The 23,804-nt window shown below is 50.6% G+C and carries 24 protein-coding genes, 1 riboswitch and 1 other annotated feature; of the genes, 16 read left to right on the plus strand and 8 right to left on the minus strand.

Annotation, left to right across the window (positions count from 1 at the left end; all coding sequences use genetic code 11):
- The first annotated feature begins 10 nt into the window (after positions 1-10).
- Positions 11-715, plus strand: a complete 705-nt coding sequence (locus OIN60_RS16830) for a DUF2225 domain-containing protein (protein ID WP_305756027.1) — start codon at positions 11-13, stop codon at positions 713-715.
- Between the two features lie 6 nt (positions 716-721).
- Here the strand turns inward: OIN60_RS16830 and OIN60_RS16835 are convergent, their stop codons facing one another.
- Both OIN60_RS16835 and OIN60_RS16840 read right to left on the minus strand, forming a co-directional pair.
- Positions 722-964 carry a hypothetical protein gene (locus tag OIN60_RS16835; RefSeq protein ID WP_305756028.1) on the minus strand — a complete coding sequence of 81 codons (243 nt, stop codon included), beginning with the start codon at positions 962-964 and terminating at the stop codon, positions 722-724.
- Positions 961-1,128: a YycC family protein gene (locus OIN60_RS16840; protein WP_305756029.1), complete on the minus strand. Its 168-nt coding sequence runs from the start codon at positions 1,126-1,128 to the stop codon at positions 961-963. The genes OIN60_RS16835 and OIN60_RS16840 overlap by 4 nt, the downstream gene beginning before the upstream one ends.
- A 149-nt stretch (positions 1,129-1,277) precedes the next feature.
- Here OIN60_RS16840 and OIN60_RS16845 point away from each other — a divergent pair, with 149 nt between their 5' ends.
- Positions 1,278-3,068, plus strand: coding sequence for a M3 family oligoendopeptidase (locus tag OIN60_RS16845; protein ID WP_305756030.1), 1,791 nt, complete (start codon positions 1,278-1,280; stop codon positions 3,066-3,068).
- A 589-nt stretch (positions 3,069-3,657) separates the two neighbouring features.
- Entirely contained in the window at positions 3,658-4,068 is a 411-nt protein-coding gene (locus OIN60_RS16850) for an O-methyltransferase (protein ID WP_305756031.1), read from the plus strand.
- A gap of 147 nt (positions 4,069-4,215) precedes the next feature.
- Here OIN60_RS16850 and OIN60_RS16855 read toward each other — a convergent pair whose 3' ends face one another.
- Positions 4,216-4,461 (minus strand): alpha/beta-type small acid-soluble spore protein, encoded by a 246-nt coding sequence (locus tag OIN60_RS16855; RefSeq protein ID WP_305756032.1) that lies wholly within the window; start codon positions 4,459-4,461, stop codon positions 4,216-4,218.
- A gap of 88 nt (positions 4,462-4,549) precedes the next feature.
- Positions 4,550-5,515 (minus strand): aldose 1-epimerase, encoded by a 966-nt coding sequence (locus tag OIN60_RS16860; RefSeq protein WP_305756033.1) that lies wholly within the window; start codon positions 5,513-5,515, stop codon positions 4,550-4,552.
- A gap of 131 nt (positions 5,516-5,646) precedes the next feature.
- Positions 5,647-5,892: a binding site (T-box leader), on the plus strand.
- Positions 5,893-5,957: 65 nt separating this feature from the next.
- Here OIN60_RS16860 and trpS point away from each other — a divergent pair.
- Positions 5,958-6,947 (plus strand): tryptophan--tRNA ligase, encoded by a 990-nt coding sequence (gene trpS / locus OIN60_RS16865; RefSeq protein ID WP_305756034.1) that lies wholly within the window; start codon positions 5,958-5,960, stop codon positions 6,945-6,947.
- Between the two features lie 43 nt (positions 6,948-6,990).
- Here trpS and OIN60_RS16870 read toward each other — a convergent pair whose 3' ends face one another.
- Positions 6,991-7,158: a hypothetical protein gene (locus OIN60_RS16870; RefSeq protein ID WP_305756035.1), complete on the minus strand. Its 168-nt coding sequence runs from the start codon at positions 7,156-7,158 to the stop codon at positions 6,991-6,993.
- A gap of 119 nt (positions 7,159-7,277) precedes the next feature.
- On the opposite strand from OIN60_RS16870, the gene OIN60_RS16875 reads away from it, so the two are divergent.
- Positions 7,278-7,514, plus strand: a complete 237-nt coding sequence (locus OIN60_RS16875; RefSeq protein ID WP_305756036.1) for an alpha/beta-type small acid-soluble spore protein — start codon at positions 7,278-7,280, stop codon at positions 7,512-7,514.
- A gap of 334 nt (positions 7,515-7,848) precedes the next feature.
- Positions 7,849-8,784 carry a heme o synthase gene (gene cyoE / locus OIN60_RS16880; RefSeq protein WP_305756037.1) on the plus strand — a complete coding sequence of 312 codons (936 nt, stop codon included), beginning with the start codon at positions 7,849-7,851 and terminating at the stop codon, positions 8,782-8,784.
- A gap of 111 nt (positions 8,785-8,895) precedes the next feature.
- Here cyoE and OIN60_RS16885 read toward each other — a convergent pair whose 3' ends face one another.
- Together OIN60_RS16885 and OIN60_RS16890 are read right to left on the minus strand one after the other, a co-directional pair.
- A complete protein-coding gene (locus OIN60_RS16885; RefSeq protein ID WP_305756038.1) occupies positions 8,896-9,261 on the minus strand; it encodes a toprim domain-containing protein in 366 nt (121 codons plus the stop codon).
- Between the two features lie 155 nt (positions 9,262-9,416).
- A complete protein-coding gene (locus OIN60_RS16890; RefSeq protein WP_305756039.1) occupies positions 9,417-10,556 on the minus strand; it encodes an MFS transporter in 1,140 nt (379 codons plus the stop codon).
- Positions 10,557-10,770: 214 nt separating this feature from the next.
- Here OIN60_RS16890 and OIN60_RS16895 point away from each other — a divergent pair, with 214 nt between their 5' ends.
- The 6 genes from OIN60_RS16895 (at position 10,771) to OIN60_RS16920 (ending at position 17,816) form a co-directional block, all read left to right on the plus strand.
- Entirely contained in the window at positions 10,771-11,217 is a 447-nt protein-coding gene (locus tag OIN60_RS16895; RefSeq protein ID WP_305756040.1) for a hypothetical protein, read from the plus strand.
- A 22-nt stretch (positions 11,218-11,239) separates the two neighbouring features.
- Complete coding sequence (locus OIN60_RS16900; RefSeq protein WP_305756041.1) at positions 11,240-12,391, plus strand: transglutaminase domain-containing protein; 1,152 nt, start codon at positions 11,240-11,242, stop codon at positions 12,389-12,391.
- Positions 12,392-12,472: 81 nt separating this feature from the next.
- Positions 12,473-14,548, plus strand: a complete 2,076-nt coding sequence (locus OIN60_RS16905; RefSeq protein ID WP_305756042.1) for a peptidoglycan D,D-transpeptidase FtsI family protein — start codon at positions 12,473-12,475, stop codon at positions 14,546-14,548.
- 252 nt (positions 14,549-14,800) lie between these two features.
- Complete coding sequence (locus OIN60_RS16910) at positions 14,801-15,538, plus strand: Cof-type HAD-IIB family hydrolase (protein WP_305756043.1); 738 nt, start codon at positions 14,801-14,803, stop codon at positions 15,536-15,538.
- Between the two features lie 55 nt (positions 15,539-15,593).
- Positions 15,594-16,073, plus strand: a complete 480-nt coding sequence (locus tag OIN60_RS16915) for a DUF456 domain-containing protein (RefSeq protein ID WP_305756044.1) — start codon at positions 15,594-15,596, stop codon at positions 16,071-16,073.
- 114 nt (positions 16,074-16,187) lie between these two features.
- Positions 16,188-17,816 carry a putative polysaccharide biosynthesis protein gene (locus tag OIN60_RS16920; protein ID WP_305756045.1) on the plus strand — a complete coding sequence of 543 codons (1,629 nt, stop codon included), beginning with the start codon at positions 16,188-16,190 and terminating at the stop codon, positions 17,814-17,816.
- Between the two features lie 40 nt (positions 17,817-17,856).
- On the opposite strand, the gene OIN60_RS16925 is transcribed toward OIN60_RS16920, so the two are convergent.
- On the minus strand, positions 17,857-19,113 hold the full coding sequence (locus OIN60_RS16925; RefSeq protein WP_305756046.1) for a DUF2515 family protein: 1,257 nt from the start codon (positions 19,111-19,113) through the stop codon (positions 17,857-17,859).
- A 192-nt stretch (positions 19,114-19,305) separates the two neighbouring features.
- Here OIN60_RS16925 and OIN60_RS16930 point away from each other — a divergent pair, with 192 nt between their 5' ends.
- The 4 genes from OIN60_RS16930 to OIN60_RS16945 all read left to right on the plus strand — a co-directional run bounded on the left by OIN60_RS16930 (position 19,306) and on the right by OIN60_RS16945 (position 23,437).
- A complete protein-coding gene (locus tag OIN60_RS16930) occupies positions 19,306-19,650 on the plus strand; it encodes a thioredoxin family protein (protein ID WP_305756047.1) in 345 nt (114 codons plus the stop codon).
- Between the two features lie 174 nt (positions 19,651-19,824).
- On the plus strand, positions 19,825-20,748 hold the full coding sequence (locus OIN60_RS16935; protein ID WP_305756048.1) for a COX15/CtaA family protein: 924 nt from the start codon (positions 19,825-19,827) through the stop codon (positions 20,746-20,748).
- Positions 20,749-20,914: 166 nt separating this feature from the next.
- Complete coding sequence (locus tag OIN60_RS16940) at positions 20,915-22,687, plus strand: UbiD family decarboxylase (RefSeq protein WP_305756049.1); 1,773 nt, start codon at positions 20,915-20,917, stop codon at positions 22,685-22,687.
- A gap of 30 nt (positions 22,688-22,717) precedes the next feature.
- Complete coding sequence (locus OIN60_RS16945; RefSeq protein ID WP_305756050.1) at positions 22,718-23,437, plus strand: Cthe_2314 family HEPN domain-containing protein; 720 nt, start codon at positions 22,718-22,720, stop codon at positions 23,435-23,437.
- Between the two features lie 153 nt (positions 23,438-23,590).
- A riboswitch (SAM riboswitch) is annotated at positions 23,591-23,732 on the plus strand.
- Positions 23,733-23,804 lie beyond the last annotated feature (72 nt).

The raw sequence follows: 23,804 nt of genomic DNA on the forward strand, positions 1-23,804 counted from the left end.
ATGTAGTCATTTGGAAATTGAACCTTTATACACGATTAAACTAAATTGTGCGTACTGTTCAGAAGAATACCAAACATCAAGAGTAAGGCCCAGCCTGAAAAAGGCGGTACGTACCGACTCCGATTTTTGCTGCTACTACAAAAATGAGAATCCCGATTATTATGTCGTACGCATTTGTCCGCATTGCGGCTTTGCCTCTACGGAGCATTCAGCGGATCAGTTAAATGATGCTCAGAGGGCACAGTTTGCTGAAAAGATCGGCGGCAGATGGGAGAAGCGGAATTATGGCGGACAGCGCACATGGAAAACTGCGCTGGAGACTTACAAGCTGGCACTGCTGTGTGCGCAAACCATCGGTGAAAAGGAACGCGTCATCGCCAGCCTCCTGCATCATATCGCGTGGCTGTACAGGTACGAAGCTATGGAGAAGGAGGAGCTCCGCTTCCTGTCGTTCAGCCTCGAATCCTATATCAAGGTGTACGAGCTGGAGGGTGTTGGCCCTAACAATGCAAAGCTGCTGTACCTGATCGGTGAGCTCCACCGCAGAACCGGCAATTTTCATGAGGCTGTGCGATGGTACTCACGGGTCATTAATGACAAGAGCATTATCGACGCGGCCATAATCAGGGCTTGCCGCGAGCAGTGGACTGTGCTGCGTGAGCAGATGGTTGCCAAGAATCTTGGACTTCCGGAGGAAATGCGTGAGCCTTCCTAATCTGTATTATTTCAACTGATTACGGAGTGGAACATCCGCCAGCAGATAATCCCCGTCGCAATCGACAAGAGTAATCCGGCTGTGACAGCAGGGGAAGACAAGCAGTCGTTTCCTGCCTCCTTGGATTTCCTTGAGCTCCCGGGGCTTGATTGGGAGCAGGACGTGATTCGTGCCACAGAAAGGACAGTCCTGAGCGTATACATCCCCCATGACGACGTCGTACGGCCAGGTGTGATCGAAAGGAATCATGACTCCTCTTTCTTGCCGCTAGCGTCTGCCGTTTCGGATTTCGCCAGCTCGGCCAGCTTTTGCATTAGAATATGCTGTGGCATATGCATCAGATTTTCGATGGGCACACCGAGCTTTTCCGAAAGCTTGATGGCGGTTTCGGGTGATATTTGTAAAGGTTTCATGACTTTACCTCCTACATATTTATGAATTGTGAACCATAAATTATTTTTTATCAAGGCATTATTCTATTTAGTTATACACTTTGTACAGGGGGAGTTCAAATGCCGGCTGTCCTTATATTAACCATTTCTGCGAAAGGTGGGCACACAAAATGAAAACTCCATTACAGCAAACATGGGATCTGGAGTCTATTTTCAGCGGGGGATCTTCCTCTCCCGCATTTGCCGATTACTTAAACGTTCTGGAAGCGGATATCAAAAGGCTGCTTGCTGATGTGAAAGCCGCAAAGGCGCCGCAAACCGTATTGGATACAGAGCATCTGGATGGCATACTGGAGCTTCTGCAGGGTTGTGGGGGCCGTATTACCGAGGCTTCGTCCTTTGTTGCCTGTCTGACCGCCCAAAACCAGGATGACAAGGAAGCCGTTCGTCTTGGCTCACGCATCAATTCTCTCAAGGCTCTGCTGGAGACGGCGCGAACCGTGTATCAGAACCTTCTCCGTATGACCAGCGATGACATATGGGCCCGCTGGATGGAGAGGGAGAATATTAAACCGGTTGCTTTTGTGCTGAATGAGAGCCGTGAGGCGGCCAGGGAGAAAATGGCGCCGGAGCTGGAAAGCCTTGCTCTTGATCTGGCGGTTGACGGATATCATGGCTGGGGTGAATTTTATGACACGATTGTCAGCAAGGTATCGATTCCCGTTGAAGAGAACGGTGAAATCAACCATCTGTCCGCAGGACAGGCTGCCAATAAGCTGCATCATGCAGACAGAGCGGTAAGGGAAAAGGTTTTTGTCGAATGGGAAAAAGCATGGACGAACGTGGATGACTATTGTGCGGACACGTTGAACCATCTTGGCGGCTTCAGGCTGAAGCTGTATGAAAATCGCGGCTGGGACGATGTGCTGAAGGAACCGCTCAGCATCAACAGAATGTCCAGGGAAACGCTGGATATGATGTGGCAGGTCATTGTGGAGATTAAGCCCGTGCTGGTCCAATATCTTGAGCGCAAAGCCAAGCTGCTGGGAGTTGAGCGTTTATCGTGGCATGATATTGAAGCACCGATAGGTACTTCCTCGGAACATATCAGCTATGACAAGGCGGCTGTCACCATTATCGAACAGTTTGCGAAATTCAGTCCTGACATGGCTTCTTTTGCCGAGATGGCTTTCGATAAAAGCTGGATTGAAGCCGAAGACCGTCCGGGCAAGCGTCCGGGGGGATTCTGTACTTCCTTGCCTGTAAGTAAAGAAACCCGTATTTTTATGACCTATGCGGGTACGGCAAGCAATGTATCGACTCTTGCGCATGAATTGGGTCACGGCTATCACCAGCATGTCATGGATGATCTTCCTGAGTTCAATCAGAACTACGCCATGAATGTGGCGGAGACCGCCTCAACACTTGCAGAGCTCATCGTTTCGGATGCCCTGATTGAAGCTGCATCAAGTGAGCAGGAGAAGCTGTCTTTGCTTGAGGACAAGATTCAGCGCAGCGTGGCTTTCTTTATGAATATTCACGCACGGTTTCTGTTTGAGACCCGGTTTTATGAGAAACGCAAATCAGGCATCGTAGGTGCAGAGCAGCTTAGTGAGCTGATGACAGAAGCGCAGAGAGAAGCGTATTGTGGCGTTTTGGCGGAGATGCACCCGCATTTCTGGGCCTCCAAGCTGCATTTTTATATTACGGATGTTCCATTCTATAATTTCCCTTATACGTTCGGCTATATGTTCAGTGCAGGCATATATGCCTATGCGCAGAAGAGCGGCGGCGGATTTGCGAAAGAGTATGACGAGCTGCTGCGCGATACCGGTCGTATGACCGTGGAAGGCCTAGCCGACAAGCATCTGGGAAGTGATTTGACCAAGCCGGATTTCTGGCGTGGAGCGGCAGAGCTGGCTGTGGAGGATATTGAGTTATTTCTGCGTATGACAGAGTAAAAGGCACGGAAATCAGGGGCTGTCCCAAAAGTCATGAAAATGGCTTGGGTCAGCTCCTTTTTCAATTTGTTAAACCAGAAGATTGCGATTTCCGATTGTTCTTTTTAAGTTGGAGGATGCACAAAAGCAGCGGAGAGGACGAAGCAATTTCGGAAAAGCGGAGCGTTCACCTTTGGCCCGGAGGGTCAACAGTGATTGGAGGAATGCTTCGTTCCCGGAGCGTCTCACCCACGCACGAAACACACACGCGGTCAAGAGCCTTTGGGGACACCCTTTTTTTGTCTAGTGCTGCCTGGGACTTGGAATGGTAACGAAGAACCCTCCGGCGTAAAGGGAGCGGTATGGTTTGAAAAAGATGAAGTGAACTGGGAAATCGCAGGAAGGGAGTTTGATAACGGTTTAGCAAATTATGTCGATTAAAGTGGCGATTTGCTGTCCAAGACCAAAAACCATGTATAAATACGCGAGCTCACTAGGAATAAACTCCCATTTATGTTGGTTAATATTGAATAGGTCATGATACTCACTTATAATATGAGACATAAGTCCTATTTAAATGATTTTTATATCAGACTAAAGGAGTGTTTGTATGATAAAAATGGAGCAGCTATCGCTGGCTAGACAGGTGGATATGGTCTTTAGAGAATTGGACGACGAATTATCGGGCATGGATTCGGGAATTGTGTTTTTGCAAATCCGCAATAACGTCATCGGCAAATTCGGTATTCGACATTTTCCGGTGGAAAGCAGGGGCGGCCAGATGCAGATGTCGGAATCAGGCTTAAATGCACAACAGCGCTCGTCTTTCCGCAGTATGGCGCTTGAGGCCCTAAAGCTCAAGCAGAAATGGACACATGGGGAAATCTCATACGAATTTACAATTAGGCAAGGACTAATTAATGTGGACACCACGATAGAATCCAATTACAACATGGCTAATCTGATGATACGTTATCCGAGGCACCATACATACCAAGAAGTAAACACGGAATTATTATAATTTTTTTTAATTTTATGACCAACAAAGAAAGCGGCCTGTAAAGGGCCGCTTTCTTTGTTGTAAGGATTCTTTTGGAAAGGGCATCGAATAGACGTTATCTTCTTCGAAGTACGTCGATCAATGCTTTTCTTATGATCTCATTTACGATTACAGACCGGATTTACCGGATTGGCCTGCGATGGATTCCTCAGCGATTTGTACCAGGCGCTTCGTGATATAACCTCCAAGCGAACCGGCTTCTCTGGAAGGCATGTTACCATAATAACCGTCCTGTGGAATCGTAATTCCCAGCTCCTGAGCTGCCTCGAATTTCAATTGCTGCAGCGATGCGTTGGCTTGAGGTACCACCAGGTTGTTGCTGCGGCGGCGTCCGCCTTGATTCGTTTCGTACATGGTGCTCACCTCCTTCGGCTGTAGTGAGGTTAGTATGCTACGGCATTATGAAAATATCCGCCGAAGGAAGGAGAAATAAAGAGGTAAATTAGGGGAAAACAATTTCTAGACGAGTATTTAAATGAATAGTCTGTTGGGGCTCCAGGCGAATCAGACCTGTAAAGTCGTCTCCTTGCTTCAGATTGGGAGCATCCGGCAGCCAGGTATAGGGCTCGATGCACAAAAACTGATCCGCTTCCCCTTTCGTATATAAGACCCAATGCTTAAAAAACTGCTCATCTGCACTGTATTGAATGCTGTATCCGTCATCTCTGGACAGGAGGGCGACGGCGGGGCCGCTTGAGGCACGCAGAGGTGTATCCAGGTTCCATCCCTTCAAAGATATTCCCTCAGGCAATTGCTCAAGCGCTCCAAGACCCTCCATTTCCCCGGTAGGCAGCAGTTGTTCGTTCTGTGCATATATTCCACTCACCGGCAGCTTGAGCGACCATCTCTCTGGTTCTCCGTCAAGCAGGAACCATGTATGATAACCCATTCCAAATGGAATGGCTACCTCGCCCTGATGTGTAACTTTTAAAGTCTGGCTGAAGCTGCTTCCCTGCAGTCGATACACCATTTCTAAGCGAAGCGGCACAGGGAACTGTCTTATCCAATTTTCGTCATTGATTGTTAAAAGCTCAGTGGTAATGCTGCAGGAATCATCGTCTTCTTCAATATCGCTTACACACCAAGCCTGAGTTCGATGCAGACCATGGATATGATTGTCATTGGCTGTATTACGGTCGAACTGGTACTCCACCTGATCATAGACAAAATGCCCTCCGCGAATTCTTCCTGGCGGTATCAGCATAGGAATACCGAAATGGTATGGCTTTTGCAGATAAAAGGATAAATCTTCCTCAGCCGGCTTACGCAGGATCTCCCGTCCGTTTATATTATCCCGTATCGAGATAACGTTATTGCCCAAACGAGGCAGCAGTGTGACTTCTAGTTCCCGGCTATGTAAGATGTAAGTGTCGTAACCATTCCAATGCCCTTTGGTCACTTGTTTCATATCCATGCTCCTTTGTCCACTGTAATCGGGTTTTCACCGTACAGCATTATGATAACAGATTTTGCTGCTATAAGTACAAATCGAGATTTGACAATAAACTCCTCTGGACTTATCATAAATACAAATAAGATGGTAATGCAATGATAAGGACAAGTAAGCATTCAAGTGTACACTTCAGAAAGCCGGTGAATGATGCGAACCGGTGTGGCCTGACTGCCGAATGGACCTTGGAGTGCCAAGCGGAATAGGAGATGTGTTCTCCCCAGTATGCCGGCCGGCTGTTCCCCGTTATAGGAATCCTAAGGCAGATTTGTTGATGGAAGGCTTGTCGCAAGCATCTGCGAATAAGGGTGGTACCACGGTCTCGCGTCCCTTTGAGGGGATAGCGGGCTTTTTTGCGTTCAGGGACTAAATTAAGAAAATACCAGGAGGAATTTGAAGCATGAAAACTGTATTGTCAGGAATTCAGCCCAGTGGCCAATTGACGCTGGGAAATTACATCGGTGCGATGAAGAACTTCGTGAAGCTGCAGGAGGATCACCGCTGTCACTTTATGATCGTGGATCTGCATGCGGTCACCGTGCCGCAGGAGCCTGCACAGCTTAGAGAGCAGTCCGCCGCTGTTGCAGCTCTTTTTGTAGCGGCCGGTATCAATCCTGAAAAATCCAATGTGTTCATGCAATCCCATGTCCCGCAGCACGCTGAGCTCGGATGGTTGATGACCACACTCACGAACATGGGTGAGCTGGAGAGAATGACACAGTTCAAAGATAAATCGGAAGGGAAAGATTCTGTAGGAGCGGGCTTATTTGTATACCCGTCTCTAATGGCCGCAGATATTCTTCTTTATAATGCGGACCTGATTCCGGTCGGAGAAGACCAAAAGCAGCATCTTGAGCTGACGCGCGGCTTGGCGGGGCGCTTTAATCACCGCTTCGGAAATTATTTCACGATACCGGAGCCCTATATTCCTGAAGTAGGGGCACGCGTGATGTCGCTGGATGACGCCTCCAAAAAAATGAGCAAAAGCAATCCGAATCCTGGAAGTTATATCGCACTGCTGGATGAGCCATCTGTCATTCGCAAAAAAATAAGCCGTGCCACAACAGACTCTGGCAGTGAAGTGCGATATGACCCGGCTAACAAACCGGAAATTAGCAATCTGATGAGTATATTCAGCCAATGCTCAGGTTTATCGCTGACGGAGGTGGAGAAACGCTTCGAGGGGCAAATGTACGGTGCATTCAAGAAGGAGCTGGGTGAAGCGGTGGTATCTGTTCTTGAGCCGCTGCAGCAGCGCTACCGCGATATACGCGAGTCCGGAGAAATGGACCGCATTCTTGCACAATCTGCCGAGCGGGCAAGAGAAACAGCAGCCAGTACACTGGCTGCTGTGAAGGAACGAATGGGATTTCTCATGCCGAAAGGCTGAGAGAAAAGCTTGCTGTGAGGGCCCGGACTGAGCCGGGCTCTATTTAGGAGCGGTTTTGTCTCGCCTTGGTGGCAAAGCCCCAACCAATATTCAGCACCGATGCAAGGCCTAGAACGACCGCGAGCCATGCGGAATGACTGATGGAAATGGCGGCTGCAGTCAGCAGTACAATGGACGAAGCGGCAAACCACATGGACAAAGTCTTGCTCATGGGAAAAACCTCCAACCTTAAATATTGTATTTACGGGAATAAGCTGATGATTGAGAGCCATAATAAGTTTGCAAGCTTGCAATGAACCTCATCCAGAAGACTGAAAGGAGATTCCAAATATGGCACGTCGTTCAAATGGATTGCTGATCAAACAAGCTGGTTCCGCTCTGAATCAAATGAAAATGGAAGCGGCTCAGGAGCTGGGAATCGCCATTCCGCAAGACGGTTATTATGGTAACATGGTATCCCGTGAGACCGGAGCCCTTGGAGGTTACATCACCAAAAAACTCGTTCAACAAGCGGAGCAATCCCTTGCAGGAACTACCGGTGGCACTGCTGGAACAGGACGTTTCTAACGAATTCCGCCAAATAGACATGGACAGGGTATACCCATATCCTGAAAACACCAATGGACGAAAGTCCGGGGCGTTATCGCTCCGGCTTTTTCTTTGTTGTCCGCCTATCCCGTATTGTGAATCAGAACTATAGAAACGTCAAGAGGGCGCTTACATAATAAAACAAGGTATGGAAAAACGGATAAATTGGCAATATTTATGAGAACAACCTCGCAGAATCAGTGTAAATGTACGATCTTTGTCAAACTCTCAGGAAAGACAATGTGATAAAATTTATATTCGGAGGGCGACTTCCTCCGATTTTCTTGTGGACATAAAGGAGGAGTTACTTAACGTGAATAATTTTAGATATAAAGCTTCCTCGGACACAGCTGCAGTTGCGGTGCCATCGAAACCGCCCGGCAGTGAAGCCGGTACCTGGAAGGATTTTATTACAGTAACCAAGCCCGGTATTTTGCGAACCAATCTGGTCGCTGCCTTCGGCGGCTTTTGGCTGGCCTCCCAATGGGACGTTGACTATATTAAAATGATTCTTACGATGCTGGGGACTGTGCTTGTCATGGCGTCTTCCTGTGTGTTCAATAACTATTTTGACCGTGAACTGGACATGAAGATGGAGCGTACCCGGAATCGTTCATTGCCAACCGGACGTCTTACGCCAGCAGTCGTGCTTTCCTATGCAATCATCCTGGGTATTGCCGGTCTGGCGGTCTTGTTCTCCTTCTCAGGCGTGCTTGCGGGGCTGCTCGGTATTTTGGGCATGTTCGTTTATGTGGTCATTTATACACTCTGGCTGAAACGTTCATCCACCTGGAGCACGTCCATCGGCGGTATTTCAGGAGCCATGCCTCCGGTCATCGGCTATGTGGCTGCGTCCGGCAAGATTGACGCTGGAGCCTGGCTGCTGTTTGCCCTGTTGTTTCTCTGGCAGCCGCCTCACTTCTGGGCCTTGGCGATCCGCCGCGTGGAGGAGTACCGTGCCGCGGGATTTCCACTGCTGCCGGTGGTTAAGGGCGTAGAACGTACAAAATGGCAGTGCATCCCGTATCTGGTCCTGCTTATTCCGGTGCCGATTCTGATGCACGTGTATGGGTATACTGGTCAGATCTTCATGTATGTTACCCTGATCCTGTCTCTGGTATGGTTGTTCTTCGCTGTGAAGGGCTTTAAAACGAACGATAATGAGGCTTGGGGCAAGAAAGTGTTCCTGTTCTCCATTAATTACCTGACCATCAGCTTCCTGCTGATGATTATTGATACGGCCCATTAAGTTTGACGGGGGTCCCAGGAGGTCCATTGACCTGGGATCCCCTTTTCATATTCTGAGACACTCCGGGAAGAGGAGCAGGTTGTGCCCTATTCTCGACCTTTTGCGCTATGCTTACGAATCAAAGTATTGGCTTAGAGGCTGTTCTTTAGGGTATAGAATAAATTCATCCAGTCCGGCTTTTTCGAGTTGGGCGATGAGATATTCATCCGGTGTACCCTCGACTCCTGCATAACCCTTGCGGGTATAAATATGCAGGGCGTCGGGGAAGGAATCGCGGAGCATGCCACGGATTTTTTTTCCAGAGCTGTCGTTATCCATGAATAAATAGATCTCATCGTGCTTGGCCTGCTTACGCAAGGAGTCCAGCTTTAAGGTGTTCAGCGTGCCGAAGGTGCACAAAATACGTACTTCGGGATCCAGCAGCCTGCGCAGCTTGCTGCGATCATTTTTGCCCTCCACAATAATAGTAATCGGCATCAGGCACACCCCCTCATGTAAATAGCTTGTCGCGATTCCCCGGGAAATGATGAATGGTTATACAATAGATAGTGTAGCAACAAAACAAGGGATCATGCAAAAGCAAATAGCCCGCCAGGCGGCAGGCTGAGGGAGAAAGGCTGGAAATGTTTTGCTTATGCTGCTTTTTTTGAGGATGGCAGAGAAACGGGTTGTGGAATCCGTCGTAATGGAGTTAAAGCCAGCCCAATCATAAGAATAAGGAAGGCTGCAAAAAAAGGTGAGAAATAGCCATGAATCAGACCTGCCAGGACAGGACCGCAAAACGATCCGATGGAGGTTACAATGGATTGCAGCGAAAAGGTCCGGCCCAGATGGGAGCCGCCCAGAATGATGAACAGTGAAGCCATCGCAGGAAATATCACGCCCTTGGTTGTGCCAAGCAAAAACAGAGTAACGATAATAGACGTATCGAATACGGCCAGTAAATAGAAGCAGAGGGCCATCATGAATATACCGGCAGTCAGCCGGAGGATTGGTGAATAACGGTTTAGAAAAAGCATGCTGAGCGTGAGCAGGGCGCCAAGGCTGATGACAGAGAACAGGATACCCGTTGACATGATGGAGGCGCTGCCCGCTCCGCGCAGCGGCAATTCATAGAACAAAATTCCCTGCGCGCACGCAATGACGAAGGGGGGCAGGAAGTAACGCCAATCAGGAATGGAACGGCTATGTTCTGCATCCAAGGGAGCAGCAGGCTCAGCAGAGGGCCTGGTTTTGGGGAGCGTAAAATAAGCCATAATTCCGGTAGCAATCAGGAGCAGCCCTAACGACCCGAAGGTCGTCCTGAATCCGAAGCTTGCGACGATGAACGCGCCTGCTGCTGGAGAAATAACCGAAGCCGAGGTATGGATCACACCATGTCCTGACATATATTTCCCTTGGGTGACAGGGTGATCCGACAGCCGGGCCAGCAATGTCAGACAAGCCGGGGAGAGGAATGCGAGCACGAATCCGCTCAGTCCCCGCAGCACCAGCAGCTCCCAGGGAGACTTGATGAAGGCCTGAATGATCAGGATGAGCCCTGCCGCCGTAAGGCTCAGCATAATATAACGCCTGCTGCCATGCCGATCTACACCTGGACCTGCCAGCAGATTGCCCGGCAGATGTGTCAGTGAATAGATGCCCATCATCCAGCCAATAAATGTAGGTGCAGCACCTAGGGATACGGCGTAAGGAGTAAGCATCGGATACTGGGCGTGAAGATCGAAAAAAGCAATGAACAGAAACAGATACAGCCACAGCGCTGTTTTCATGCTGCATACCCCTCTCTTACTGAAAGCTTGGTACAAGTTACCTGCTGTACATCTTACGCCCGGCTGGACAAACGTAGACCGTAAATTTCGGCAGGCTGTTCTCGGCTGACAGAGCTTACTGAAATCATGTATAATTACTTATCGGCCCTTGAATTGTAGGTGCTATGATACGGCGAATGAGCCGGATTGCAGCAGAAAGCGGAGTGTATATAACATGGATGTAAATGTCTGGATGGAATTTCTGAAACAGAACTGGCTGGTGATCCTGATCTCCTTGATCGTGCTGTTTGCGGTGCTGAACCTGGTGAAGACGTTGGTAAAATGGCTGATTGCGGCTGTCATTGTAGCTGCTCTGCTGATCTACAGTGGCATCTCCATGGAACAGATTAGTACAATGGTGACGAATGTCCGTGACGAGGCCGTCGATGTGGTAAGGACCGAGGCCCTGAATATGATGGTGAAAGAAGCAAAGGATGCGAAGTATGAATCGGGCGGTGATGGAACTTACACCGTATCGAGCAGCAATATCGAAGTGAAGGGACAAAGCGGCAGCGATAAGGTGGAGGTATGGTTCCGCGGGGTGCGGGTCGGCGAATGGAGTATAACCGAAGCTGTCGGGGACTACATTCAAAGCGCGAAGAACCGTTCGGCGGTGCAGTAGCAAGCAACCGAGGAGGAAGGCAATGAATAATCAATGGCTGGAGAGCATTCTCCGGTTGAACGGGATTACAGTGGCTTTAATCGCCATTGTGCTAATATCGTTTATGCAAGGCTGGTGGCGCGGAGCGTCCCGTTCGGCGGGACGGCTGTTTGATTTGTTTGTTGACGGTATTCTTGCCGCAGCCGCTGTTGTCAGCTCACTTGGATTGGCTGCATGGTTGTCCCCCATCGTTCAGCAGCGGCTGGCCGTCTTGGGTGAAGAGCTGCCGCAGCGTGAATTGAGCACCTCGGAACAGTTATGGTATACGGTGCTTCATGTTGTGCAGATATTTCCGCTTTTGCGTTTTGCTGTACTGTTCCTTGTCAGTTATCTGGTGGTCCGTTTGGTGCTGAGTCTGCTTTATGCAGTGCTTATGGGCAGACGCCGGGCTGTCAGTGTAGACCCGCAACAAGGCGGAGCCGGATTTTTCAGCAGGCTGGCCGGTGCTGTCATTGGCGCAATCATTGGGTCTGTGCGGGCGATCATGCTCATTGCGCTGCTCTTTATCGGTGTGAGCTTGTACCCGGAGAGCAGCTTCAGCAGCTATGTGCAGGCCTCCCCGGTATACAGCAAAGGGGCACAGACAGTCATCGCTCCGCTGACCGGCGGGCTGATTAAGGACAAGCTGCCGGTCATTACCCAGGCGGCCGAACAGGAGCTCACCGGGGTTTTACAGCGCAGATATGAGATCATCGACCGCAGCATCCCTGATGATATCGAAGCAGCAGCGGCACAGGTTTCAAGCGGCGTCTCCAGCGACGAGGAGAAGGCCCGTCGGCTGTACGATTGGGTGGGAACAAGGATTGCTTATGATTATGACAAGGTCGAGGATTATGAACAACGCGGAGTGTGGCATGAGCAGACACCGCAGAATACGTTTGATACCCGCAAAGGCGTATGTATTGATTATGCACGCTTGTACGCGGTGATGGCCCGTTCCCAGAAGCTTGAGGTCAGAGTGGTCACGGGATTAGGGTATAACGGACAGGGAGGGTACGGGCCTCATGCCTGGAATGAAGTGTATCTTGGCGAGAAGCAAAAATGGGTGCCGCTTGATCCGACCTGGGCGCAAAGTGGCGACTGGTTCAATCCTCCCGATTTTGCCCAGACCCATATCGAGGATCAGTTGATTTAAGGTTGCTTTCAGGTTGGCTTACACAAATTATGTTAAAATATTCAACGTTAGTATCCCTGAAAAAGGAGAGATCGGAGCCGTATGAGACAGATTAGCGGCGAACAGGAAAAGCACAGTGAAGCCGAAAGCCGTAAACGATTCAGCTTCCGGATCAACCTTTTCTTTTTCAGTTCGTTTATGATATTCACCGTGATTATTGTAAGGCTGGCTATCCTGCAGTTCGTGGAAGGTCCTCAGTTGAAGGAAGAAGAAACGGGCAGCATTACCAAAAGTGTACCGCTTCCTCCCATCAGAGGCACGATATATGATGCTACAGGAGAGAATAAACTAGCTTATTCCACACCGATTCAATCTTTGTATATTACATTGAGCAAGAACTACAGTGACAGCGCGGAAAACCTGCGCGATCCGGACAAGAAGCTGCTGCCTGAGCTTGAGCTGATGGCGAAGAAGCTGGCTAACCGGTTTAACCAATATGGAGATCCGAAGGCGGAAAAGCTTACTCCTGCCCTGATTCTGGAAGCTATGGACCGTAATTACCGGAAAGCCAACGGTTTTACCCCCCGCCTGATCAAGGCGGACCTAAGCGAAGATGAGGTTGCTTATTTTCTGCAGAATAAGGACGAATTTCCCGGTGTCGAGGTCGTTGAAGAAAGCGTAAGGCACTATGACAAGGATACCGTTGCCGTGCAGTCTGTTGGTTATGTGAAAAATTACAGCAGTGCCCGGCAGACGCTTCCTAAGTATGAAGAAATTCAGAAAAAGAACTCCGCCGAGAAAAACCCGGGAGTCGTCTATCTGGAAAATGAAACGGTTGGATTCGACGGTCTGGAGTACCAATATCAGGAAGAGCTGCGCGGCAAAAACGGGTATAAGACCGTGCCTGTCGATCCGCGCAACATGCCGCAGGGCGTGGAATCCGTGACGCCTCCGGTCAAGGGTTATAATGTCTATTCCACGATTAACAAGAATGTGCAGGTTAAGACCGAGCAGGCGATCATGGATCAGTTGCGCTGGCTGCACAGCAATGCAGTATCAGGCAGCACCCATCCCTATGCGAAAACCGGCTTTGCGGTCGCAATGGAAGTGGACACCGGTAATGTGGTGGCGATGGCAAGCATGCCGGACTACGATCCGAACTACTGGAGCTCGGGGAAGATCAGCAGCGAGAATTACAAGAAAATTCAAAATGTATATTTAAATGGAACGATTCGTTCGTTCCCCTCCGGACAGTCGGGACAACATCCGGAATCTGTTGTTCTGCTAGGATCGACGATTAAGCCGCTGTCCGTGCTGATCGGTCTGCAGGAGGGGCTCATTACGACATCGACCTACTATCAGGATACAGGTGCTGCCTATTTCGGTCGCAACAATTCCTCCCGGGTGCGTAACTCCTCCAATCACGTCTACGGCGGACTGGATCCGGCCTCCGCGATTCGGCATTCCTCCAATGCGTTTATGGTGGATATGATCGGGGAGAGGCTGTATAACAAGTATCGTAATAATGAGGAACTGGATCAGGGCGTAGACGTTTGGGATAAACATATGAAGGAGTTTGGGCTTGGAGTATCCACTGGTGTGGATTTGCCGGGTGAGTATCTCGGGCGATTGGAATACTATGAGACTGAAAACGAAACTGCTCTCTCTAAATTGGCGTTTGCTTCATTCGGCCAGCAGGGGAAATATACGACTTTACAGCTGGCTCAATACACAACCATGCTGGCGAACAAGGGCAAGCGGATGGAACCACATATGGTCAGTCAGATCAAGGATGAAGAAGGCAATGTTGTGAAAACGATCAAGCCTAAGGTGCTAAATGAAGTGGATATTCCTGATGCTTACTGGGATGAGGTGCTGCGCGGCATGGCTACGGATGTATCGGCTTTTGACGGTTTCCCGTATGACTTCGCCCGCAAAACTGGTACTTCGCAGGAGAGTGTAGGTAGGAAATTAGTGGATAACGGGGTATTTATCGCTTTTGCTCCGCGTAATAATCCGAAGCTGGCTGTGGCTGTCATGGTGCCTGAAGGCGGCTTTGGCGCTTACAGTGCCGGACCGATCGCCCGCAAAATATTCGATGCTTATGATGAAGAATATGGGCTGGACGGCGTTCCGAAGAAAAATGCTGACAAGGAAGAAGACTCTGCGAAGCAATAATTTGCATTTTATTACTACAGGGGCATCCTGTGAGGTGAACTCACAGGATGTTTTTTGTTTAGGTGCTGAATGAGGTATCAGTGGCAGCCTTGAACCAGCATGTGAGGAGAGAGTCCATGCCCTCCGTTTACAAAGGCTGAGGGCTTTTTTCTTTTGAGCTTCTTTTTATTTGTGGTAAAATGTCGTTGGGCTGCAAAGCCTAACATGAAGAGAGATAAAGATACATAATGGACATACAGGAGGAGAGGGACCATGGGAAAATACAAGCTGCTTGCGCTCGATATGGATGGCACACTTCTGAACGATGACCACGAGATTTCACTGGAAACGACAAAATGGATTCATAAGGCCATGCGGGAGGGCATTCATGTCTGTCTATCGACAGGCAGGGCGGCATCAAGCGCTTTGCCCTACGGACAGGAGCTTGGGCTGGATACACCGATGGTAACGGTCAATGGCGGTGAGGTATGGAAATCCCCTCGTGAGCTATGGCGCCGTTATCTGTTGGATCAAGAGCTCATTCGTCAGATGAAGGCGATTGCGGACGAAGCGGACTCCTGGTTCTGGGCGTATACAACAGAGGGACTGTTTAATACAGAGCGGTGGCCCGATTCGCTGGATGGGTTTGAATGGCTTAAATTTGGGTATAACACAGAAATCGAAGAAGTTCGCCATGACATTCTTATCAAGCTGCAAAATCTGGGCGGTCTTGAGATCACGAATTCCTCTCCCACGAATATCGAAATTAATCCGCAGGGAATCTCCAAGGAGAGCGGCATTAAGGAAGTATGCGGCCTGCTCGGCATTACGATGGATGAGGTCGTCGCGGTCGGAGACAGTCTTAACGATCTGGCGGTCATCCAGGCGGTTGGGCTCGGTGTAGCGATGGGCAATGCTCAGGAAACGGTAAAAGAAGCCGCAGACCTGGTCGTGGCCAGCAATAATGAGGACGGCATTGTGGAAGTCATTCGCGACCATATTCTCGTCTGATCTGTGTCCGCCAAGGGCGGCAGGCTAGTACATTGAAACGGAAATGGAGGCGGCCATGGACATACTTGGTTGGGTGCTGATCATTGCTTTGTTTGTCATCGGGATGGCAGGCGCGGTGTACCCGGTTCTGCCGGGAGCGCTGGCGATTTACTTCGCTTTTTTTATCTACGGATGGTTTTTCAGTTTTTCATCCTTTACCACCTGGTTTTGGATTATCCAGACCCTCATCGTGGTTGTTCTCTTCGTGGCGGATTATATTGTAAATGCCTGGGGTGTCAATAAGTTCGGCGGCTCCAAGCTGTCCACGGTGCTGAGCACGGTTGGGGTGATCATCGGTCCTTTTGTCATTCCGGCGTTCGGCCTCATTCTCGGGCCGTTTATCGGTGCGGTGATCGGGGAGCTCATTAACCGCCAACCGCTGGATAAGGCGATCAAGGTCGGGTTTGGCTCGGTCGTTGGTTTGTTCACCAGCACGGTGATGAAAGTCATTTTACAGCTCGTGATGATTGTCGTTTTCCTGATTTACGTATTCTGAATTTACGGTGAATAAGCGCTGATAAGCTCCGCACAGGTGACGGTCTGCCGGCCGGCCCTGAGCGGGGCTTTGCTGTGGAAACGCCCGCTACACGGGGAAGGAAGGGAACATACATTGTCCAAGAAGGAAACGTTTATTAAAGGCACATTGATATTGGCGGCGGCGGCATTGGTGGCACGGGTGCTGGGACTCGCGCAGCGGGTCCCGCTCGAGCATCTGTTGGGGGATATCGGGGATGCCTCCTTTTCAATAGCCAACACGGTATATCTGATGCTGCTGACAGTGGCAACTGCAGGTATACCCAGCACTCTTAGTAAAATGGTATCCGAGCGGTATGCACTGAACAAGCCGCAGGAGGCGCGGCGCATCTACCAGGCAGCTCTGATTTTTGCGGCAGGCGCCGGTATTATCATTACGACACTGCTGTACTTTGGCGCTCCATTCTATGCTGAGCATATCGCCAAGACGCCAGAAGCGGCGCTGTCGATTCGCGCGCTAGCGCCAGCGCTGCTGCTGTTTCCGGCAATCGCGATGATGCGCGGTTATTTTCAGGGCAGGGGCAACATGACAGCCGGGGGTATTTCGCAGATTGTGGAGCAGTTTGCCCGTGTCGGTATTGCCATTCTGCTCGCTTATTTCTTGCTGCAGGCCGGATATTCGGATGCGCAGGTGGCGGCAGGCGCTTCCTTTGGCGGCGTGTTCGGCAGTCTCGGGGCGTTTGCTATCATGCTTTATTATACGTTTAAGCTGCGCCGCTCCGATGCGGCGGGCAGAATCAATGAGCCGCTGGTGGAACAGCTTCCGCTGCTGCAAATTTACAAGAGCATCTTTGTGCTCTCCATTCCGATTGTGCTCTCTTCCCTTGCAGTCCCTGCGGTTAACTTTATCGACACGTCGATTGTCAAGACTCTGCTGCTTAACCAGTTGGGCGAAGCCAAGGCAACGGAGACGCTGGGCATATTGGGCAACCGGGCGCAGAGCATTGCCGGTATTCCGCCGATTCTTGCTATTGCGCTTAGCCAATCGTTGCTGCCGATCATTTCCGCAGCCTTTGCGCGCAAGGACCATGATCATCTGCGTAACCAGATTACATCGGCACTGCGCATCTCGATTCTGACCGGCATGCCGATCGTCATCGCGCTGTGTGCGGCAGCCTATTCGGTGAATGGGCTGTTGTTCAGTTCGTTGAACGGCAGCGAGATTATTGCGGCATTGACCTTCGGAACAATTTTCCAGATTACAATGATGACAACCAATTCTATGATCATCGGCATCGGCAAGCCGAATATTTCGATGATCAGTGTTGCCGCTGGTCTGATGGTGAAGCTGGCTGCGAGCTGGCTACTGGCGTCATGGCTGGGTATTTACGGCATTATCGCGGCTACGGGTCTCTGTTTTCTGGTTATAACCTACCTGAACCTGCGCGTGTTGAAAAAGGTGGTTCCGTTCTCGATCCTTGGCGGCAGATGGGTTGGCTTCATCCTGACTGTTCTGATTGCAGGAGCTGTCGGCTACGGTGTCAATACGCTGGTTCTGGTTGCTGCGGGATCGGCACCGTCCAGATTCGTTTTTCTGGTTGCTTGTATCGTATCAGGGCTGGCGGTCGTCTTGAGTTACCTTGTGCTGCTCGTGCTGCTGCGTGTTCTGCGCCGGGACGAGCTGGGCAGTTATCCGCGGATCATGCAAAAGGTACTGCGCCCATTCATGCGTCTGCAGCGCGGAGCGTCCGGACAGCGGGGGTAAAGGAGTCATCACGCGGCAAGGCATTTATTGCAAAAAGGACCTATTGCAATAGAATCTCGGCATCGTGACCCGCAGCAGTCTTCCGGATGCCGAATCTGTGCTCGTGGGTCATCTCGAACAGGAAAGGTCGCCGGGGCTTGCTCAGATAGGAAGGGTTCAGCATTCCCTGGAACCAGTCGTATCTGGGAATCGGTTCATAAGGTGTATCCGACCATACCTGCTCAAGTGTCGGGCTGTACAATTTACTGTTGGAAGGAAGACGCTCCTTGTTATTAAGCGCTGCGCTCTCGTAAGGAGAGTGCAGCGCTTTTTTGATGTCGGGTGTGAAGAGCTGGGGCCAGTATTCGCTGCGTGAGCCCTTATGCGGGACATTCTGTGCGAAGGAATGTGCTTGCGTCAGCACCTGCTCATATCCGAACAAGAGGGCATACAGGCTTTTTCCGAAGCCGATGCGCTCGTTCAGATTGGTAAAATGCTCGATGATAAGACCAGCCAGCCCGCTGTCTTGCCCTAGAGGGAACACAATCTGGTTAAGGTGAAGCCAGTCATGTACGCGGAACGACGCACAGCGGGTGACATGCTTTTGAAAATACGGGTTCCGTATGACCCGTTCTTCGATATAATGCTGTTCATTGATGATAAGGGCGACGGTCAGCAGGGGGCTGTCTCGCAATGTCCAAAACCTGTCCCAAAACGGGACCATAAAAGCGGAGACATGAAAAAAGGGCAGCAAATGAAAGCAACTGCGACCCAGCCGGCGGCTATGTGTGTAAAGCAGCAGTTGGGGATAAGCATCCTGGAAAATCAGGGCGTTGCATCTCTCAAGCAAACGGTACATCCACTCCCTCTGCTGGCCGGTCATCAGATCCTCCATCAGGCCGCCCTTCAAATCCGTCATGTTATAACCGCCATTGCGTGACACCAGATGGGCCAGCAGTGCCCAGTGCAGTTCCGGAAAGCGGTTGTAGCATTCGAGATAGGCGGCCGTTCGCGTGATATTGCTGCGGTTAGACCGTGTGGTCTCGTTATGGATCAGTTCCACAAGCTCCCGGTCTTCTTCGGACTGGAGCATATTTGTTACCGGTGCACGCATGCTGCGTCCGTTCATGGAAAACATACGCTCCGCATCAGCCAGCGCCGCTTCGGCGGAGCGGCTGTTCCATGGTATTTCTCTCAGTGGATGGCGGAGCCGCTTGGAAGCTTTCCATCCCGCATATTTTCCCTTCAGCGCTTCCCCAGTCATACGGGGCACCGTTCCAAGCAGGCGCATCCAGGAGCGAAGCCAGTCGTCCCGCATGATGCTCTTCCCTCCTTTCCCAGTTTTCTTATCTATTCCTTATATATTCAGTATGGCTCACAAGGCGGGGTTCCAATCGGAGTCGGAGGGTGCTGGGCAAAAACCTTTTTTCGGGTTAAAATAAAGATAGGCTTCGGCCTTAACAATCCTTGATTGCTATTTCATAATTCATGCGAAGGGATGGTGTATGATATGCGGCAAATTAGAAATAAGGCGGAATTCGATCAGGCTGTGCAGGCTCCCGGGCTGACGGTGGCTGTATTTAAAGCGGACTGGTGCGGTGACTGCAAATTTATAGATCCGTTCATGCCGGATGTGGAGCAGAAATATGCGGATGATTTGAAGCTGATCCAGGTGGACGTTGAGGAAGCCGAAGGAGTCAGCGAAGCCTATAACGTACTGGGTATTCCAAGCTTCATCGCTTTCAGCGAAGGCAGGGAGGTTATGCGGCTAGTAAACAGACTGCGCAAATCCCGTGCGGAAATTGAACAGTTTCTTGACCGAGCCGTTGAGGTTCATACAGCCTTGAAGGCTTAATCAGGGTTAATACCGAGCGTCCCTCTTATCCAAGGGGGACGCTTTTTTACGTGGGAGACGTTAACATTTTGTCACAAAGGCTTTATGTCAATGATGTTTTTATCCGTTATAATTATTTTGAAATTAGCGGGAATACGCTCAACTCAAAAATATGAAAATAGCAGGTGAGATATCGTGAAGAATACACGGATTTTAAAATGGCTGGCCCTGGCGACCTGTATTGTCATGTTCCTGGCCACCTTTGGCGGGGGAGTGGTGACACGTACCGATTCGGGCCTTGGCTGCGGCAGTGAATGGCCAACCTGCAACGGCAAGTTCGTTCCAGCCCATACGATCGCATCGGTCATCGAATTTTCCCACCGCTTGGTTAGCGGTTTGGCGGGTATACTGTCCATTGCCACCTTTGCAGCGTTCCTGATTTATTTCAAAAAGCGCCGTGATCTGCAGTTTTTCTCACTCATGACGCTGCTCTTTGTCATTATTCAGGGCATCATGGGGGCAATGGCTGTCGTGTTCTCCCAGTCCACGGCCGTCATGGCGCTTCATTTTGGATTCGCCCTTATTGCCTTTGCGAGTGCATCGATGATGACGCTGGGCGCCTGGCAGGCGGATCGTGACACACACCGTATGTTGCGCCATGACCGAAAGCCGGTTTCGCGCGGCTTCCGTAATTTCATTTGGGCATCCACCGTCTATACGTATATTGCAGTGTATACTGGGGCGTTTCTGAGCCACTCTACCGAGAATCGCATTAATTCCTTCTTAGGAATTGCGCCGTTATCGCTGCACCAGATTGCAGCCGGCGTCCTGTTTTTTGTCATTCTGGCGGTAGGGCACTTCTCTTATCGCAAGCATCCGGATCATGGTGATATTCGTGCTCTTGGCGTAGTCTCCGTCATTCTTATCGCCCTCCAGATTGTTGTGGGGATAGCCCTGTTGTACACAGCGGGAAGACCGGAGCTGTACATGTTCGTCGTATTGTCGCATATGCTCATCATAGCAGCCCTGTTCGCCATATTGTGTTACATGAGCTACCGGGTCTGGCAGCTGTCGCCGGAGAAAATGGCAGTGCAAAACGCTTCTCTTCAGCGCACTTAAGCCTCTGCAATATCCGGTTTTGCCCAAAGGCGGGGAAACCCATATAATAAGATTAGAACAAGCAAAGTCCGCGAGCTTCTCGAGGGCTTTGTTTTGCTTAAGCCTGGAAAACCGGCCTGCCCTCGGCAGTTGCGGCGGCTTTTCAATATAGGAGGACTAATAACCTGTGATCTATCAGAATCTGCGGCAGTTTGTTGAAGCACTGCGCAAGGAGAATGACCTGCACATTATTGAAGCGCCTGTTGATCCTTATCTTGAGCTGGCGGAGATTCACCGCCGCGTGATCGAGCAGGAGGGCAAGGCTCTGCTGTTTACCAATGTGAAAGGAACGCCGTTTCCGGTTGTCAGCAATCTGTTTGGTACGGACCGGCGTGTTGATATGGCCTTCGGACCACGTCCGGAGCAACTGATGAAGACGATCGTCAACGCAACGAAAACACTGCTTCCGCCAACTCCGAAAGCATTATGGAATGAGCGCGGGCTGATTAGGGACATGATTAAGGTAGGGGTGAAAACTGTCTCAGCCGCAGAAGCTCCCGTGCTGGGTGTGCAGAGAACAGAGGCGCCGCTTGCGCCGCTGCCGCGTGTAACGAGCTGGCATGAGGATGGCGGTCCGTTTATTACGCTTCCGCTCGTATATACCGAGAAGCCCGGCCAGCCTAAAGACCATAACCTGGGCATGTACAGGATTCAAATCTATGATGATTCCACGACGGGAATCCATTGGCAAATCCATAAGGGAGGCGGCTTCCACTACCATGAAGCGGAGCAGCGCAACGAGCCGCTGCCTGTCACGATATTCCTGGGCGGCCCCCCCGCATTGATCGCTTCGGCCATCGCTCCCGCTCCCGAAAATCTGCCTGAGCTGATGCTCGCTTCGCTGATTATGGGCGGCAAGCTTCCGATGGTGGAAGACCCGTCGGGAGGCCATCGTATCCCTGCGGAGGCTGAATTTGCGATCAGTGGTTACGTTCCTCCGCATGAGCGGCGTCCGGAGGGACCGTTCGGGGACCATTTCGGCTATTATTCATTGAAGCATGATTTCCCGGTATTTCGTGTCAAGCATATGCATCATCGCAAGGACGCCATTTATCCGGCGACAATTGTAGGCAAGCCGCGACAGGAAGACTATTATCTGGGTGAATTCCTGCAGCGTCTGCTGTCCCCTGCTTATCCGCTTGTCATGCCGGCGGTGCGTTCTTTATGGGCATATGCGGAGACAGGGGTGCACGCGCTTGCTGCCGCCGTTGTGCGTGAAAGTTACTCGCGTGAGGCGCTTGTGTCTGCCTTTACGATCCTGGGGCAAGGTCAGTTGTCGCTGACGAAATTCCTGATGCTGACGGATAAACCGTTAGACCTGTCGAATTTTACCGCGCTGCTGGAGACGATTCTGGAGCGTTTTGATCCGGCCCGGGATTTGTTCATATTCAATCATACCTCGCATGATACGCTCGATTATACCGGGCGTAAGCTGAACCACGGAAGCAAGGCGGTGCTGATGGGTGTCGGCGAGCCGGTGCGTGAGTTGCCGCGTGTGTATGAGGGCGGAGACCTGCCGGGCATTACCCGCATTGAGCCATACTGCGGCGGCTGCCTTGTCATTTCGGGAGCTTCATATGAGCAGGAGCCTGAGCTGCCCGCACATGTGCTGCAACGCATGTCCGGTATGGAACAGAAGTGGCCGCTGGTATTTATTGTGGACAACGCCGAGGAAGTGGTGCGCTCACAGGCGTCCTTCCTGTGGACGGTATTTACCCGCTTCAATCCGGCAACGGATATGTTTGCCGACCATGAAGTCAAGCTGCATCATTTGAATTACAAGCTGCCGCTCGTCGTGGATGCGCGCATGAAGCCGGGCTATCCGGATGAGGTGCTGCCGCGCGAGGACATTGTCCGTTTGGTGGATGAGCGCTGGAAGAGCTATGGTATCCAATCTTAAGCCATACAGGCCCTAGGAGGTTAGAGTACAATGCTTCGGGAGCTTTTGGGTGAACAGCCAAGGCAGGACAGCGGAGCGCTGCTGCAGGCCATGAATAGCATGAAGCGGACGCTAAGTCTGCTGCAGCGCCAAATGGAGCAGAGCGGGGATCCGACGTTCGATTTCCGTAAGGCTGAAATATTGACGCGCGGGTTGAGCACCTCCCTGGATGAGCTGGAACAGAGCGCGTATGCGGCGGCATTTTTCAGGAAGAAGGTCTGTGCGAATTTCTCTGAGGAAATGACTGCAGAGGAACAGGAGGACTATGCCCGGTATGTGTATTTTTACAAAAACGGGTTTATTCGAGTGTTCGCATTGCTGGACAAACTGGGAAATCTGTTGAATGACTTTTACGACATGAATACGTCGAAGGTGAAAGCCCATTATTCCTACTTTACCGTGCTTAGACAGTTCAGATATTTAAAAATCCATGACAAGCTTGCGGACCGTCTTTTCGAGCTGAAGGACGGCTTCAGAGACCCGCTTAACCGGCTGCGCAAACGCAGAAATACGGAAGTGCACTATATGAATGTTGAAATGCAGGATGATTTATGGCAAAAGCAGCGTGCATTATACGGTAAAATAAAGCTTGAGGATCTTGACGAGCATCTTGATGATCTGCAGCAGGGCCTGGACATGGTCTGTCGTTCGATAGCGGCAGCTTTTGATTATACGAATCAGCAGTGGGAACGACGTTCAACGGGACAGTAAACGGCAGTATGTATTCATTTCCATGTAGCCGCAAGAAAGCTTTACTGCATGTTTTCGCAAAATTACCTTTGACAAAGCCATGTAAAGTATCTATACTAAATTCTAGTTTGTATGTGAGCTTTATGATACCGTGATACCGAGACAACTATATATCTCTTATCCAGAGAGGCGGAGGGACTGGCCCGATGAAGCCCGGCAACCGGCTGCACCCCGGCGTATATACGCTAAGGAGCAGCGTCATGGTGCTAATTCCAACAATACCACTGTGTTTGCAGGAGGTATTGGCAGATGAGAACCGGATTTTGCTGTATAGGCAAGAGCCCTTTTCATTTGCGAAAGGGGCTCTTTTCTTTTGTTGGACAAAATA

Source organism: Paenibacillus zeirhizosphaerae (genome assembly GCF_030705605.1).
GTDB classification, from domain to species: Bacteria; Bacillota; Bacilli; order Paenibacillales; family Paenibacillaceae; genus Paenibacillus; species Paenibacillus zeirhizosphaerae.